The sequence below is a fragment of the Arthrobacter sp. MW3 TE3886 genome (genome assembly GCF_041262145.1).
Lineage (GTDB): Bacteria > Actinomycetota > Actinomycetes > Actinomycetales > Micrococcaceae > Arthrobacter.
The window spans coordinates 2,423,883-2,438,033 of sequence record NZ_JBGCAN010000001.1 but is presented as its reverse complement, the minus strand read 5'-3'; the positions used below and the strand labels follow the sequence as shown (position 1 = coordinate 2,438,033).

The window sequence follows — 14,151 nt, the reverse complement described above, 5'->3', positions numbered from 1 at the left end:
CCGCTACGGCTTCTCTTCCTCGGCGGCCTCGGTGAAGAGGGCACCCTGCGCCGCTCCCGAGCCCGACCTCCCTCCGCCCGCTCCGCGCAGGATGAACGCGATACCGACGGCGGCCGCCGCGCCGACCAGCGGCCCGGCGACATACACCCAGTAGTCGCTGAAATTTCCGCCGGCGAGATCCGGCCCGAACGTTCGTGCCGGATTCATCGATGTGCCGGAGATGGGGCTGCCCCACAGGCCTGCCAGGGCAATGTACGCGCCGACCCCGAACGCCCCAAACAGCCCGACGTTCTGGGCCCCCGAGGCGGTTCCCAGGATGACGCTGACCAGCACCATCGTCAGCAGTGCCTCCATCAGGAACGCGGCGCCGGCCGTATAGCCCGCGGCCGGATAGTTTGAACCGTAGGTGGCGGAGACCCCGATCACGCCCTGCAGCAACAGACAGGCGAGCGTCGCTCCGATGAGCTGAACAACGATGTAGCCCGGCACCCGGCGCCACGGGAAGTCACCGCGGAGCGCGAACGCAATGCTGACCGCAGGGTTCAGATGCGCGCCGGAGATCTTGCCCATGAACAAAATGATGCCCATCACCATCAGGCCCGGGGCCACCACTGCCGCCGTGCGGCTGATGACACCGGGGAACGCCTGGCCCATCATGCCGCCGCCGGCTGCGACGATCACGAGCAGGAACGTGCCGTACAACTCTGAGAACAGGCGCCGCCATTCCTGGCGAGGATCATTGAAGTCCTCAATCCGCTGCAGGACGCTTTGCTCCACTGTTCCGAGCACGTTGGGGATGGCGCGGTGATGCGCGTGGTCCTGGCCAGCGCCCTCTTTGCCCTGATTTGCCGCCATGGCTCTCCGCCTCCGCAGGTTCTGGCCATGTGGTCTGCCGTGCCCAGCCTCGGTCTGCCACCTCAGAAGGCCAATGTACCGCTGCCGGCGACGGTTGTCAGCGCTGCGCGGGTGGCTCGCTGCCCATTGGTGGCTGGCTTAGGGACAGTATGGCAATTTCGTAAGGACATCCGCGGGTCAAAGTCCTAGCATTCAGCCATGAGGCAAGAAACCTGGCAGAAGTATTCCGAGTGGCCCCTCGTCGGTGCGGCTTTCATCTTTCTGGCGGCCTACTCCGTCCTGGTCATTGCCGAACCGCCGCAGCCCTACGCCGACCTCCTCGGAATCGTCGTGGGCTCAACATGGGTCACCTTCGGCGTCGACTACATTGTGAAGTTGCTCCTGGCGCCCCAGCGGGGCCGGTGGTTCGTCCGCCATCCGTTGGACCTGCTCATGGTGGTGCTTCCGGTAGCGCGGCCATTGCGGCTCCTGCGTCCGTTCACCTTGCGCCGCGTCATGGAACGGGCCCCGGGCACCGCCATCAGGGCCCGCGTCCTGGCCTACGTCGTTGTCTCCGCGCTCCTCCTGCTCTACACAGTCGCCCTGAGCGTCTTCAATTTCGAAAAGGGCGCGCCGAACGCGAACATCACCTCGATGGGTGACTCGTTGTGGTGGGCGATTGTCACCATCACAACGATTGGTTATGGCGATTATTACCCCGTCACCGTTCCTGGCCGGTGGGCTGCGGCCACCCTGATGGTCGGCGGGTTTGCCGTCCTGAGCATGGTCACCGCGGTGGTGTCCTCCTGGCTCGTCGAAAGTGTGACCGCAGCAACCACACTGCGTAAGAGAACGGGCGAAGGCATCGGCAGCGAGGAACGCGCCCGCCTCGTGGCCCAGATCAACCGGCTCCATGACCAACTGGCCCAGGGACCGGGCGAATCCGGCAGCGGCCCCGACGTTGGAGGGACACCCAAGGAACCGCGCCGGGGGCAATGACGCTGCCATCTCTCCGCTTGGACTTTCCTGACGCCATGGCCGCAACCGACCGGAGCGGGTACAACTAGTTCATGACCACCTCTGCCTTGGTGCTCGGCCCCATGATGCGGTACGTGGATGAGACGTCGGCCAGTGTCTGGGTGGAGACCCAAGCCGCTGCCCGGGTTTCCATCCGCGCCGGCGGCCGGGACTGGGAGGCCCGCACGTTTGCAGTTCACGGCCACCACTACGCGCTGGTGGAAGTGGACGGATTGGAGCCGGGCACGGTTACGCCGTACGCCCTCGATGTCAACGGAACGCAGGTCTGGCCCGACCCCTCGTCGGGGTTTCCGCCGTCCATGATCGCCACCCTGGCCACCGGCAAACCGCTGCGGATGGCGTACGGCTCGTGCAGGACCAGCGTCCCGCACGATGCATCCGGCAACCGGACCCACGGCGTCGACTCACTGCGCGCCTACGCACTGGAAATGGCCTCCGGCACGGACCTGCCGTGGCCGGATCTGTTGGCCTTCCTTGGGGACCAGGTGTACGCCGACTTGACCAGCGAGCAGATGCAGGAGTTCATCCGCACCCGGCGCGACATCAAGGCACCCCCCGGCGAAGAGCTCAAGGACTACGAGGAGTACGCGCACCTGTACTTCCTGGCCTGGTCAGACCCCGCGAACCGGTGGTTGTTGTCCACCCTGCCCAGCGCCATGATCTTCGATGACCACGACATCCGCGACGACTGGAATACCTCGCTGAGCTGGAAGAAGAAGATGGAGGCGACCTCGTGGTGGCATGGGCGGATCGTCGCGGGGCTGGCCTCGTACTGGGTCTACCAGCATCTGGGGAACCTGTCACCGCAGGAACGGGCGGAGGATGCCGTTTGGCAGCGGATCACCGGGCACACAGGCGAGGATGAGGTCGATGTGGGCGCCGAGCTGGACAGTTTCGCGGAGCGGGCTGATCGGGACCCGAAATCCTATCGGTGGAGCTACTGCCGCGACTTCGGCGACTCCCGGCTGATCGTGGTTGACTCCCGCGCAGCCCGGGACCTGACGCCGGACGACCGGGCGCTGGTTGATGCGGTGGAAATGGCCTGGCTGGATGACCGGATGCAAGGCGGCTTCCGCCACCTGCTCGTGGCGACGTCCCTGCCCTTCCTGTTGCCGATGGGCTTGCACTACGTCGAGTCGTGGAATGAGGCGGTCTCTGAAGGCGCGTGGGGAAACCGTGCCGCCTGGGCCGGCGAGAAGCTGCGCCAGGCCCTGGACCTTGAACACTGGGGCGCATTCCAAAACAGCTTCCGGGAACTGGCGGCCATGGCCATCGAGGTCGCCGACGGCAATCGCGGCCCGGCGCCGGAAACAATCACCTTCCTCTCCGGGGACGTCCACTACTCTTACGTTGCGGAGGTGGATCGTGCCTCGGGCAGCCGGATCCTGCAGGCCGTCTGCTCCCCCATCCGCAACCCGTTGCCCCGCCTGATGAGGTCCTTCGCGGCCATCATGTCCTACGGCCTGGCCACGCCGGTGGGCGCTTTGGTCGCACGGTCGGCCAAGGTGCCGGACCCGCCGTTCCACTGGTCCGGCATCCGGGGGCCCTGGTTCCAAAACAACGTGGCCTCCCTGGAGGTGGTACCGGAAGGGCTGAAACTGTGGTGGCAGACCGGGGTGGTGGACGACGGCGACCACCTGCATCCGCGGCTGGAACGCGTCGCTACCCTCACGGTGTCTCCGCGGAGCGCGCAGGACCCCGTCCAGGGACAGCAGGGAAACGCAGACTCCAGACGTTCTACCGAAGATCGCGCTCAGGGGCTGCCACGTTCTCGATGGCGACCGTTTCGATGATTCTGGTGGATGGCTCACCGACCAGCGCCGGCGCCGTCACACCCGTTTTCCACGTATCGTTCTGCAGCCGGCCCAGGAAGTCCACCGCCGCCGCCTGCGTATCGAAGTCCATCTCCAGCATCACGTAATCCTGCTGGTCAAGCGGGCGCGAGATCCGGAATGACCGCACGCCCGACGCGGCGCGGCCCAGCGGATCGCTGTCAAAAGCCCTCCGCCACATGTCAAAATCCCGGACCTGGTGTTCGATCTGCAGGGTAATCACTGAGGCGCTCCTGTCGACGGTTCTACACGCCCACTGTAGGCCCGGAAGGCCCCGCCAAGTAAGGAGCGAGGCCGAAGTGTTATTCCGGCCGGCGTCTTATGCCGGCTGGGTTCCGGTGTTGGTGCTGGTCGGGGCGTTGGACTGATCGGCCTGGTGGCGTTGCCGGCGGCTCGCCAGCAGGAACGGCACCGCGATCAACTCGATCACACCGCCGATCGCCAGCGACGCCGCGTAGCCGTACACATCTGCCGCACGGCCGAGCAGCGGCTGGACCACCACGCCACCGCTTGAGCCCATGAGTGAATCGAAGCTGAGCACTGTGGCGCGCTGCTTCGAGGCGATCATGTCGTTCAGGTACGCCTGCCGCACCGGGATGCCCGCCGACGACACCACTGCCCAGAGTGCCAACAGCACCAGAGCCACCCAGAACACGTGGGTGAACCCGAGCACCACCAGGATCACCATGTCCACGACGCTGCTCAGGATCAACACGGTGGTGCGCCGGCGGACAAGGCGCCGGACGCGGGGAGCCATCCAGCCGCCGAGCACCTGCGCCGCGGCCACGATGGCCGCCGCCAGGCCCGCGACGGAATACGCGTGGGGGTCCCCATAGAGCTCGAGCAGGTACGGCTGCAGGGCGTAAAACACGTAGATCCCGACGCCGAAGGTGAACGGCGCGGCCAGCATCACGTAACGTACGGGCGGATTCTTCAATCCGTTCTCAATCGAGGCGGCAAGTACAGCCCGGGTCGCCTGGAGGGGATGGGTCGAACGTTCGGGGGTGAATCCGACGTCGCGCATGAGCCCAAAAGCCACCGCAAACATGGCCAGCAGCACGCCCACGCGCATCAGGAACGGCACGCCCAGATTGGTGGCCTGCGCGATCACGCCGCCGGCCACGGAGCCGGCGAGCATCGCGACCCCGGAGACCATCTGGCCGCGTCCAAGCACTGCTTCCATCCCGCCCTCAAACCCCGAGAAGCGCAGTGCATCGACGAGCCAGGCCTCCACCGCTCCGGAGAAAAAGGTGAAGCCGAGGCCGAGCAGGACCGACACTATGGCCCACCACCAGAACGGGGCGGAGAACTGCCAGAGCAGGTAGTAAAAGTAGGTCGAGACGGCGAGGGTCACGGTTCCGAGCAGGAACGAGACGCGCCGGCCCCAGCCGTCGGCAACCACCCCGGTGGGCACCTCGAACAACACCATGCCGGCCGTGAAGAAGGCATTCGCGGCAAACGCCTCGAAGTTGCTGAGTCCGGCGTCGAGCAGGAAGAGGGTGTTGATCCCCCAGATGAACGAGGCCGCAAGGGTATTGCCCAGCGTCAACGTGAGATAGATGCGCTGGATCTTTCGGGCGGCGGCGTTCATGGTATCGCCGTCCCCGCCGGGGCGAGGAGGGAGCACGAGGCCATTCTCGTCTCCGCTGCCGGCGCGCGCCAGTGCACATCAGGCGCGGGGCATGACGCGAAACGATCGAGCCGAAGGTGCCCGGCCGGCTCAGCTGCCCTGGTTGGTGTAGAACGACCGCCGGCGGGCGTATTCATGGACCCGGTCCAGGGTGGCGATCTGCTCGCGTGCCGTGGTGGCCAGTCCGTCGAACCTGGAACCGTCCAGTCCCAGATCGCCGGAGAGGTCCTGCAGCGTCTGCCACAGCCCCAGTTTTCCCATCACCGCCGACCGCATGACCTCGGACTCCAGCACCAGCGTCATCGGTGAGCGGCTCACCACCCGCCCGTTGAGCTTGAGTCGGCCGGCACGCTCCGCGACCCACGCCGCCACCCGCCGCGGAGTTCGCCGTGGCAGGCCAAAATCGCCCACCAGTCCGCGCAGGTACTCCCGCTCCTCCCTGATCTGGGTGGCAAGCGCTGCGAGTTCGGCGTGGAAGGGAGTGTCCGTGAAGTCGCGCGCCATGCGCTCTATGCGGCCCTGCCCCGCCGTGGCCCCCGCGAGGTGGTCCGAGAGGTAGAGCCCGAACAATTTCTTATCGATTTTTCCGGAAATCTGCGGTGCCATGAATGCTCCACTCTGATCGAAGGGTTGCTTCGGGAAACATCACCCTACCGGAGGTCATGGCGGGCCCAGAAGTTCTATCGGGGCTCGGAATCGTCGTGCGCCGGCCGTACTGACCCGGCGTCGGGATCCATCGCCACGAGCCCGGCGTCGTCCGTCACCTCTGTCAGTTCCTGCGCCACGTCGGGCTTGAGCCAGGACGCCACCACGCTGACCCCGCCTCCGTCGTCGCGGTCGATCACGATGTCGATCTCGGAGGCGGCCGCCCCCATGCGCGACAGCTGCTCGCGATATGACGCGACGACCATCTCCAGGCTTTCCTCGGTCCACTCCCCCGGCCGCATCCTCGTTGAGATTTCGACCGGTTCAGGCTGATACAGCGTCATGAAAATCCTTCCCGTGGGGTTCGATCAGGGTGAGCACGACCCCATTCTCGCCCCCCTGCGCCGGTGTGCGCCAGAGCAGGAGTGGGGCGCGGATCCGGACCCCGGGCCCCATCTGGTGTCGCGTCTCTCGCAGTCCTCTCGGGTAATCGCGGCCGGCTACGCAATAGGAACGTCCACAACGCCGCGGTTCGGTCGCGGCGCTGGTGACTATTTCCTGAGGCGGAAGACGTCGGCTTTGATCGCGTGGCGTCCGGTCTTGCGCTTGCCCGCCGGCGTCCCGTACAGCACCAAGGCCGACCTGCCGTCGTCGAGAACGGTGATCCCCTCGGCATGGTCCTCGTCCTCACCGAACGGCGCGTCGAATTCGCAATGCAGGTCGTCTTTCGCAAGGACGGCCTCGGACTGGGACGTCAGCGCGCCCCGCCAGCGAAACACGGCCGCTCGCCCGTCGAGTTCCATGGTGGGTCCGGCCAGGACGAGCAGGTCCTCGCCGTGACGGCACAGATCCCGCACGCCCAAACCTTGCAGGCGAAGGAAGTGCTTGCGGTAGCGACGGTTCCCGGGACCGATCGGCTGCGGTTCCAGGCCGGGCCCGTCACCAACCTGGAGCTCGATGATCATCGCCCACCCACGCAGCACCGGCCCGCGCAGACCGATGAAGACCCGGTCGCCCGCCACGGCGAGGCCCTCGCAGTCAATGCCGTTGTCCTTGCCCGGGATCGGGCGGCCGGTCTTCGAGGACTGGATGAAGTCTCCAAGGTGTGGGTCATCGGCCAGGAGATCGACCAGGTCCGTGCCCCGGCCGAGGCCCACCACGGCGGGGAGCGGCTGCGGACCCGTCGGGCTGGCGCCCGGATCGAGGAGGGTCTTAGTCGAAAGACGCGCCAACACCCGGCGGCGCTGGCTGACCTCCACTGTCGCCAGGGACCTCTGCGCCTCTGCGGGCGTGGCGTTGTTCTTGACCTGTCTGCGGGCTGAGCTGTGCGATCCGACCAGCCACAGCGTGTCGTTCTCGACATCGAGGCCTTCGATGTCCATCTCACCGCTGTCCCCGGGCAGCTCAAGGATGTGGGTGAGATCGAAGCTGCGGTGGGTGCGGGCCTGGCCGCCGGCCTCCAGGGTGAGCCGCTCGAGGCTGGTCGTCTCGTCATTGGCGACCCACAGGTGGGAACCCTGCCGGGCGACCGCGGACAACCCGTCGCGGAGGTCATCCTTCGGATCCAGGGTGCTGCGCTGGTCGAGTACGAGGCTGATTTCGCCGGAGGGCTCGTCCGGCCGCGGCCATCCGCTCACCGCGGATCACCCATTCCCATCAGCGGTGATCGGCAGCTTTTCCCGCGCTCTCCGTTCCCGCAGCCAAGGGATGAGGCCACCCGCCAGGAGCATGTCCACCTGGCGGCTGGAGAGGCTGTGCCGCACAGGGTAGACCTCGCCGCGGGTCTGGTTCTGCACGAGGATCTCCTTGCCTGTGACGAGGGCGTCGTGTATCCCTGTCAACGCGAGCACATCGCCCTGTTCGATGCGGTCGTGATCGGCCGCATTTGTGAACTCGAGGGCGATGACGCCGAAATTGGCCAGGTTCTGCCAGTGGATCCGCGCGAACGAGACGGCCACCACCGCGCGCAGCCCGAGGAAACGCGGGGTGATAGCTGCGTGTTCGCGGGAGGATCCCTGGCCGTAGTTCGTGCCGCCAACCAGGATGTGCCCTGTCGAGTCGCGGGTTCGTGCGGCGCGGGCGGCGTAGGTGGGGTCGAGCTGGTCGAAGGTGAATTCGGCGAGTTTGGGGATGTTGCTGCGGTAGGGCAGGACGCGGGCACCGGCGGGCAGAATCTCGTCCGTCGACACGTCATTGCCCACCACCAGGGCCACTGGTGCCTCGATGCGGTCCGCGAGGGGACCAAAAACCGGAAGCGAGGAGATGTTTTCGCCCTTGACCAGCGCCACGTTGGCGGCTTCCTCCGGCGCCAACGGTTCCTCCAACATGGCCACGTTCACGCTCGACACCTCGGGAAGTTTGATCTCGGGGTACTCAAGGTCGAAGAGCTCCGTTAGGTCCCGCGGGTCGGTGATAGTCCCGGTGAGTGCGGCAGCCGCGGCCGTTTCCGGTGAGCACAGGTAGACCGAGTCCTCCTTCGTGCCCGAACGGCCGGGAAAGTTGCGGGGCATGGTGCGCAGGCTGTTGCTTCCGTTCGCGGGGGCCTGTCCCATCCCGATGCAGCCCATGCATCCGGTCTGATGCAGCCGGGCTCCGGCGCTGATCAGATCAAAGGTGGCCCCCATCTTGGTGAGGTCCTGCAGGATTTGCCGGGAACTCGGGTTGACGTCGAAAGAGAGTCCGGGGTGGCACTGCCGCCCCTTCGTGATGGCGGCGACGATGGCGAAGTCGCGCAGGCCCGGGTTCGCTGAGGACCCAATCACGACCTGCGCCACCGGCCTGCCGGCGGCTTCCCGCACCGGAACGACGTTGCCGGGCGAGCTGGGCAGGGCGATGAGCGGCTCGATCGCGGCCAGATCGATCTCTTCGGTCACGTCGTAGGTGGCACCGGAATCGGCGAGGAGTTCGGTGAAGTCACCCTCGCGCTGTTCGGAACGCAGGAAGGCGCGGACCTGCTCGTCAGCCGGGAAGACCGTGCTCGTCGCACCGAGTTCGGCGCCCATATTGGCAATCACGTGCCGGTCCATCGCGCTCAGCGTGGCGAGGCCGGGACCGTAGTACTCGATGATCCGGTCCTTGCCGCCCTTCACGCCGTGCCGGCGAAGCATTTCGAGAATGACGTCCTTGGCGCTGGTCCACGGTGGCAGTTTGCCGGTAAGCCGCACGCCCCAGATCTCCGGCATCTTCAGGTAGAGCGGCTCGCCCGCGATTGCCAGGGCCACCTCGGTGCCGCCGACCCCGATTGCCAGCATCCCCAGTGACCCTGCGGCCGGGGTATGGCTGTCGGAGCCGACCATGGTTTTGCCCGGACGACCAAACCGCTGCATGTGCGTCGGATGGGACACCCCGTTTCCGGCCTTCGAGAACCACAGGCCAAACCGGCGGCAGGCCGAGCGGAGAAAATCATGGTCCTCAGCGTTCCTGCTGTCAGCCTGCAACAGGTTGTGGTCCACGTACTGCACGGAGACTTCAGTTTGTGCCCGGTCGAGCCCAATGGCCTCCAGTTCAAGCATGACCATTGTCCCGGTCGCGTCCTGGGTGAGGGTCTGATCGATATGCAGGCCGATCTCACGGCCGGGAATCATCTCCCCGGCCACCAGATGGGATGCGATGAGCTTTTGGGCCACGTTGTAGGCCACGGTGGGCTTCCTTACTCGATGGCGAGGCCGGACGCCTCCGTCGGCAACGAACCGGCCACCGGGCACTCCCCTTTATCCCCAAATTAGCCCACTCCGGGCGCCGCGAACAGTGGGGATTTGACGCTCATCGCAGCGCTGCCGGCCCCGGGACGCTCCTGGTGTTCCACGAGCTGAGGAAGGCCAGTGCCGCAGCCAATCCCGCACTCAGCACCACGGCGCCCAGCCACATCGACACGGGCCATTGAATCGATGACGCCAGGGCGATGCCAGCCAGTTGGCCCGTCCAGATGAGTGCCGCGAACACCGCGGTGACCGCCGGCAACCGGCGCCTCAGCCCCGGCCCCGGCCGGCGGGCAAGCAGCGCATCCGCCACTGCCGCGATTATCGTGGCACCGGCCGCACCGGCGACCGCTGGCGGCCGCAGCCCCGACATGGCCAGCGGCAGCCACGCCACCACGGCGACCAGGATGGTGGCGATGCCGAAAGGCGGCCTTCGGGTTCCGGAAAAGGTGTAGAGGAAGGGGGCGATAATCAGCGCTGTGGTCACCAAATAGCTGGCCAGTCCGAGGGCCGGGGGCAACTCCGCCTGGGTGTGCCCGGGGCTCCCGATTGGCGTCTGCAGATATGGGACGGCCGGCGGGGTCCGGACGAACGCCGAGCAGTAGATGAGGAAGAAGGCTCCCAAGCCGGTCATCAGGGCGAGCGACAACAGTGCAGGCGGCGTCCATTTGAAGGCCTCTGAGCCGCTGGCTGCCCGTGCACTACGGATAGCGGTGCCGAGGATAAGGAAAAGACTGAACCCCAGCAGCAAGTGTGTGGGGCTCACCAGCGCATCGAGGGAGACTTCGATGCCCAGGATCTCGTGCCAGGCCAGGTCCAGAACGCCTGCGACGGCGAACAGGACCAATCCGACGACTGTGCCCTGGTAGCCGGCCGGAACCGACCGGGTCAATGGCCGTCCGGGCTGACGGTTCCTCCAGATCAGGCTTGCCGTCCACGCGGCGGTGGCCACGAGGCCCGAATAAAGTGCCGCGTGCCAGGGGGTGAAGAAGGTTTCCAACCCGGGAACGTGCAGGTGGGCCCAGCCGTCAAGGAAGACGGCCAGGAGGAGCCAGATGCCCAGCAGTTCCGTCACAAGATCGTTCCGCGCCCCTGCCCGAAGAGTCTGTGCTGCCGTGTCAACCATCGCCACTCTCCTCGCACTCGCCGTGCCATCCCCTTGGCCACGCTGTCCGGGAGGCCGGGACGCCCACCGCATCCGGCCCCGCGTCGAATGGTTAAAGCTTGGACCTGCCGGTCTCCGCCCGCCAGTGCTGGATTCCCTCGACGACGGCGGTTAGCTTCCTTTACATGGGCGCGGGCATGTAAAGCCCGGGCAGCAGCTCCGGGTGTGCCGGGACGAAGAGCGCGAACACGATCAGCGAGACTCCAGTGATCCGGCTGAAGACGGGCCCGTATTTCCATGTCTTCTCCAGGAAGATCACTACCGTGAGCACGGCCATCCACGCCAGGTTCATCACGCCGACGGCAATCAGCACCACCATGAGCCCCCAACAGCAGCCGACGCAGTAGACGCCGTGGTACATGCCGACGCGGACGTCACGCAAGCGGCCCTTGTATCCGGAGACGTGCAACAGGAAGGCTATGGGCGACCGGCAGTGCCTGAGGCAGAAATCCTTCAGCGGGGTCAACTGGTAGGCTCCGGCCGCCACCAGGACCCCGGCCCCGACCCAAGGTGCGATATCCGCCGCGTTCTCAGCCAGCTGCGCAGACAGCGCGGCGGCCGCGTAGGCAAGGACGCCGAATCCGATCCATGTCAGAAGGTAGCCGCCTACCAGGGCCGTTGTCCGGACGGCCCTGACCCGGCTGCTGCGTACGGCGCGGATGGATCTGAGGTACGTCGAAGTCAGGGGCGCCAGCGCCGGCAGCATCATGGCTGCCATCATCAGGGTCCACACGCCCAGAAAACCCCAGAGCCTCAGCCCCATGGTTCCCGGGCCTGTGGACATGTCCGAAAGGCCTAAGAAGGTCAGATACCAGGCCAGCGCTGCGCACCCGATCAACGCCAACTCGCCGGCACGGTGGCCGGCTGTCAGACGGCTCCTGCCCGGCACTTAGGCGGACCAGGCGAAGGGTGCCGAGAAGGAGTTCTTCCCGGCGTTATCCCAAGTCATGCCGAACACGTCGACGCGGGCGGTGCTGGCCGTGCCGGCAGCCAGAGTATCGGCCGGGAATCCGACCCCGCTGATTTTCACTCCTCGCCCTGTGGAATCAAATGGATTCATGAAGTCCTCGACCACCATGTCAACGGCACTGCCTATACGCACCTGGTGGACACGCCCGTCGTCGGCGTAGGCCATGTCCAGGGACTCCATGCCCGCCATTTCACCGATCAAGGGGGCGAGGCCCTCCATCGGTCCGCCGAGCTGGCCGCCGAAGACTGCACCGAGCGCCTCGGCTTGCTCAGCCGAGGCGGCGGCGTCCATCAGAACACCGACTTTCCAGCCCCCGACACTCATCAGGGCCGGAGTATCGGCCACGACGCAGACTGTCAGACCGCCGACGTCGACACCGTTCACGTCGCCGGTTTCCACGTGGAAGGCCAAGGCCACGTTGCAACGGTCATTGTCCGCCGGTGCGGTCTGCCCTGATGCCGTACACGGGCAGACCATGTCGCAATTGCAGTTCTCAAAATAGGTACCTTCGAGATGCCACGGCATTTAGGGCTCCTTTCGAAGAGGCCCCCCAAAAATAAAGTCTCCTCGCGGCCCTGAACAGTGTCAACGCCATGCGGACACCCATGCCCAGGGCGACTCTTACGTCTGCCCGGCGGTGTAACGCCGCTGCTAACTGGCCGGCGTCACGACGTCCTCCAGCATTGACCTGTCAAAGAATCGGACCTCACCCGTCGCCTGGAAAAACACCGGAACGACTGAGGTGCTCGGGTCCTTCGAGGTTTCGTAGATCTCGGGCGCGCCCCCGTGTTTGCGCGCGATGGTTCCAACCAGGTCAGTGCCGCGAACCCGGACGGTTCGATATTTGTAGCTCATTTGGACCCTTTCGTCTGGCGACCCCTTCGTCTGCCAAGGCAAACCCTACTCCTGGGAGGCGCTCCGGGAACGGATCCTGGCGTCGCTGACCACAATGCACCGGATGCTTGCCGGTTGGCGGACGAGGGCGCCCCGCACCAAAGGTGCGGGGCGCCGTCGTAGGTTCCCGACTGCTGCCGGGCGCTACTGCCTAGATGATCGCTGCCCGCAACTCCTTGGCGGCAAGCGCGGGATCGTCAGCGCTGTAGATGGACCCGCCGACGACGGCGACGTCCGCTCCGGCGCGCTGCACGGCGTTGACGGTGGAGATGTTCACTCCGCCCGCCACGGAGAACGGAACGCGGGCCCTCTCCCCTGCGCTGAGCAGGACTTCCAGGTTGTAGCCCGGCTTCGCCTGTTCATCGAGGCCGGCGTGGAACTCGACGAACTTGGCCCCCAAGGCACGGGCTTCCTTGGCACGGGTCACTTTGTCCGCAACGCCGATCAGGTCGACAACCACACCCTTGTTGTGGGCCTTCGCCGCCTTCACCGCCCCGGCGATCGTGGAATCGTCGGCGCTGCCGAGGACGGAGACCAGGTCCGCGCCGGCGCTGAAGGCGATCCCGGCTTCCAGCTCGCCCGCGTCCATGGTCTTCATGTCCGCGAACACGATCTTGTCCGGGTGGGCGGCCTTGACGGCGGTCACGGCTGACAGGCCGGCGTTTTTCACCAGCGGCGTGCCGAGTTCGATGATGTCCACGTATTCGGCAACCTTGCCGGCCAGCTCGAGGGCGGCGTCGACGGTGAGGACATCCATGGCGACTTGCAGTTTCATGCGGGGTCTCTTTTCGGATTGGGTCAGGGATGGGGAGCGGTTTGGTCGGTGCGGCTGCTCTATTCGAGGTTCGCGTGGCGCTGCCAGAGGTCCTCAGCCGCCGCCGCGTCCTCGTCCCAGAGGCTTTGGAACACGGCTTCGGTGGTGGCGAACAGCACTTGTTCGAAGAGACTGCCCGAATATTGCCGGGACACGGCCGAGCCGTGGTCCGTCTTTTGGGCAGCCGGGATGAGGACGACGGCGGCAGCAACAGCCGCGAGCGGGGAGCCGGAGTTGGTGGTGTAGGCAGCGACCCGCGCATCCTGGCCGGCCGCGGTTTCCGCCGCCTTGACGACGCCGGCGGTGGTCCCGGAACCGGAGGCTGCGAGCAACAGGTCGCCGGCGCGGATGGCCGGCGCCGTCGGCTCCCCGACGACGTGCACGGTCAGCCCCAGGTGCATGAGCCGCATGGCCGCCATTTTCAGGACAAGGCCGCTGCGTCCGGCGCCGGTCACGAAGATCCTGTCGGCCAGCCTGAGCTCGGTTGCCAGGGCCGCAACCTGCGCCGGGTCAACGCGTTGGAACACCTCGGTGATTTCGTCCTGGACAAGAACGCGGTTGCGCCTGAAAGCGCTGGACGTATCGGCCAGGGCGGCCGGGCCGGTCTCTGCGATGACGCTCATTGTGGGGT

Annotated in this window: 15 protein-coding genes; 2 read left to right on the top strand and 13 right to left on the bottom strand. The window is 66.2% G+C overall.

Annotated elements, in window-relative coordinates; translation table 11 throughout:
• Nucleotides 1-3 precede the first annotated feature (3 nt).
• A complete protein-coding gene (locus ABH915_RS11025) occupies nucleotides 4-855 on the bottom strand; it encodes an MIP/aquaporin family protein (RefSeq protein ID WP_370121053.1) in 852 nt (283 codons plus the stop codon).
• A 198-nt stretch (nucleotides 856-1,053) separates the two neighbouring features.
• Here ABH915_RS11025 and ABH915_RS11020 point away from each other — a divergent pair, with 198 nt between their 5' ends.
• A complete protein-coding gene (locus tag ABH915_RS11020; RefSeq protein ID WP_370121050.1) occupies nucleotides 1,054-1,833 on the top strand; it encodes an ion transporter in 780 nt (259 codons plus the stop codon).
• A 71-nt stretch (nucleotides 1,834-1,904) separates the two neighbouring features.
• The gene (locus tag ABH915_RS11015; protein WP_370121047.1) at nucleotides 1,905-3,665 is read left to right on the top strand and encodes an alkaline phosphatase D family protein; all 1,761 of its coding nucleotides are present in this window, start codon (nucleotides 1,905-1,907) and stop codon (nucleotides 3,663-3,665) included.
• On the opposite strand, the gene ABH915_RS11010 is transcribed toward ABH915_RS11015, so the two are convergent.
• From ABH915_RS11010 to hxlB, 12 genes are all read right to left on the bottom strand, one after another.
• On the bottom strand, nucleotides 3,610-3,927 hold the full coding sequence (locus tag ABH915_RS11010; RefSeq protein ID WP_018772712.1) for a hypothetical protein: 318 nt from the start codon (nucleotides 3,925-3,927) through the stop codon (nucleotides 3,610-3,612). The two genes, ABH915_RS11015 and ABH915_RS11010, sit on opposite strands and share 56 nt — an antisense overlap.
• Before the next feature lie 96 nt (nucleotides 3,928-4,023).
• Nucleotides 4,024-5,295: an MFS transporter gene (locus ABH915_RS11005; protein WP_370124989.1), complete on the bottom strand. Its 1,272-nt coding sequence runs from the start codon at nucleotides 5,293-5,295 to the stop codon at nucleotides 4,024-4,026.
• A gap of 129 nt (nucleotides 5,296-5,424) precedes the next feature.
• Nucleotides 5,425-5,940 (bottom strand): hypothetical protein, encoded by a 516-nt coding sequence (locus tag ABH915_RS11000; RefSeq protein ID WP_370121044.1) that lies wholly within the window; start codon nucleotides 5,938-5,940, stop codon nucleotides 5,425-5,427.
• 74 nt (nucleotides 5,941-6,014) lie between these two features.
• Entirely contained in the window at nucleotides 6,015-6,323 is a 309-nt protein-coding gene (locus ABH915_RS10995) for a hypothetical protein (protein WP_370121041.1), read from the bottom strand.
• A 207-nt stretch (nucleotides 6,324-6,530) separates the two neighbouring features.
• Nucleotides 6,531-7,616 (bottom strand): DUF3616 domain-containing protein, encoded by a 1,086-nt coding sequence (locus tag ABH915_RS10990; RefSeq protein ID WP_370121038.1) that lies wholly within the window; start codon nucleotides 7,614-7,616, stop codon nucleotides 6,531-6,533.
• 6 nt (nucleotides 7,617-7,622) lie between these two features.
• A complete protein-coding gene (locus tag ABH915_RS10985) occupies nucleotides 7,623-9,617 on the bottom strand; it encodes an aconitate hydratase (RefSeq protein ID WP_370121035.1) in 1,995 nt (664 codons plus the stop codon).
• Between the two features lie 124 nt (nucleotides 9,618-9,741).
• A complete protein-coding gene (locus tag ABH915_RS10980) occupies nucleotides 9,742-10,803 on the bottom strand; it encodes a hypothetical protein (RefSeq protein WP_370121034.1) in 1,062 nt (353 codons plus the stop codon).
• Between the two features lie 160 nt (nucleotides 10,804-10,963).
• On the bottom strand, nucleotides 10,964-11,626 hold the full coding sequence (locus ABH915_RS10975; RefSeq protein WP_370121031.1) for a DUF2182 domain-containing protein: 663 nt from the start codon (nucleotides 11,624-11,626) through the stop codon (nucleotides 10,964-10,966).
• 105 nt (nucleotides 11,627-11,731) lie between these two features.
• Entirely contained in the window at nucleotides 11,732-12,337 is a 606-nt protein-coding gene (locus ABH915_RS10970; RefSeq protein ID WP_370121029.1) for a DUF1326 domain-containing protein, read from the bottom strand.
• A gap of 126 nt (nucleotides 12,338-12,463) precedes the next feature.
• Nucleotides 12,464-12,667 (bottom strand): hypothetical protein, encoded by a 204-nt coding sequence (locus tag ABH915_RS10965; RefSeq protein ID WP_043435465.1) that lies wholly within the window; start codon nucleotides 12,665-12,667, stop codon nucleotides 12,464-12,466.
• Nucleotides 12,668-12,857: 190 nt separating this feature from the next.
• Nucleotides 12,858-13,481 (bottom strand): 3-hexulose-6-phosphate synthase, encoded by a 624-nt coding sequence (hxlA, locus tag ABH915_RS10960; protein ID WP_370121025.1) that lies wholly within the window; start codon nucleotides 13,479-13,481, stop codon nucleotides 12,858-12,860.
• A 59-nt stretch (nucleotides 13,482-13,540) separates the two neighbouring features.
• Entirely contained in the window at nucleotides 13,541-14,143 is a 603-nt protein-coding gene (gene hxlB / locus ABH915_RS10955) for a 6-phospho-3-hexuloisomerase (protein WP_370121023.1), read from the bottom strand.
• Nucleotides 14,144-14,151 lie beyond the last annotated feature (8 nt).

Bases quoted from the DNA above. Each gene is read 5' to 3' on its own strand.
- ABH915_RS11025 (WP_370121053.1), bottom strand. From the start codon at position 855: ATGGCGGCAAATCAGGGCAAAGAGGGCGCTGGCCAGGACCACGCGCAT.
- ABH915_RS11020 (WP_370121050.1), top strand. From the start codon at position 1,054: ATGAGGCAAGAAACCTGGCAGAAGTATTCCGAGTGGCCCCTCGTCGGT.
- ABH915_RS11015 (WP_370121047.1), top strand. From the start codon at position 1,905: ATGACCACCTCTGCCTTGGTGCTCGGCCCCATGATGCGGTACGTGGAT.
- ABH915_RS11005 (WP_370124989.1), bottom strand. From the start codon at position 5,295: ATGAACGCCGCCGCCCGAAAGATCCAGCGCATCTATCTCACGTTGACG.
- ABH915_RS11000 (WP_370121044.1), bottom strand. From the start codon at position 5,940: ATGGCACCGCAGATTTCCGGAAAAATCGATAAGAAATTGTTCGGGCTC.
- ABH915_RS10995 (WP_370121041.1), bottom strand. From the start codon at position 6,323: ATGACGCTGTATCAGCCTGAACCGGTCGAAATCTCAACGAGGATGCGG.
- ABH915_RS10980 (WP_370121034.1), bottom strand. From the start codon at position 10,803: ATGGTTGACACGGCAGCACAGACTCTTCGGGCAGGGGCGCGGAACGAT.
- ABH915_RS10975 (WP_370121031.1), bottom strand. From the start codon at position 11,626: ATGTCCACAGGCCCGGGAACCATGGGGCTGAGGCTCTGGGGTTTTCTG.
- ABH915_RS10970 (WP_370121029.1), bottom strand. From the start codon at position 12,337: ATGCCGTGGCATCTCGAAGGTACCTATTTTGAGAACTGCAATTGCGAC.
- ABH915_RS10965 (WP_043435465.1), bottom strand. From the start codon at position 12,667: ATGAGCTACAAATATCGAACCGTCCGGGTTCGCGGCACTGACCTGGTT.
- hxlA (WP_370121025.1), bottom strand. From the start codon at position 13,481: ATGAAACTGCAAGTCGCCATGGATGTCCTCACCGTCGACGCCGCCCTC.
- hxlB (WP_370121023.1), bottom strand. From the start codon at position 14,143: ATGAGCGTCATCGCAGAGACCGGCCCGGCCGCCCTGGCCGATACGTCC.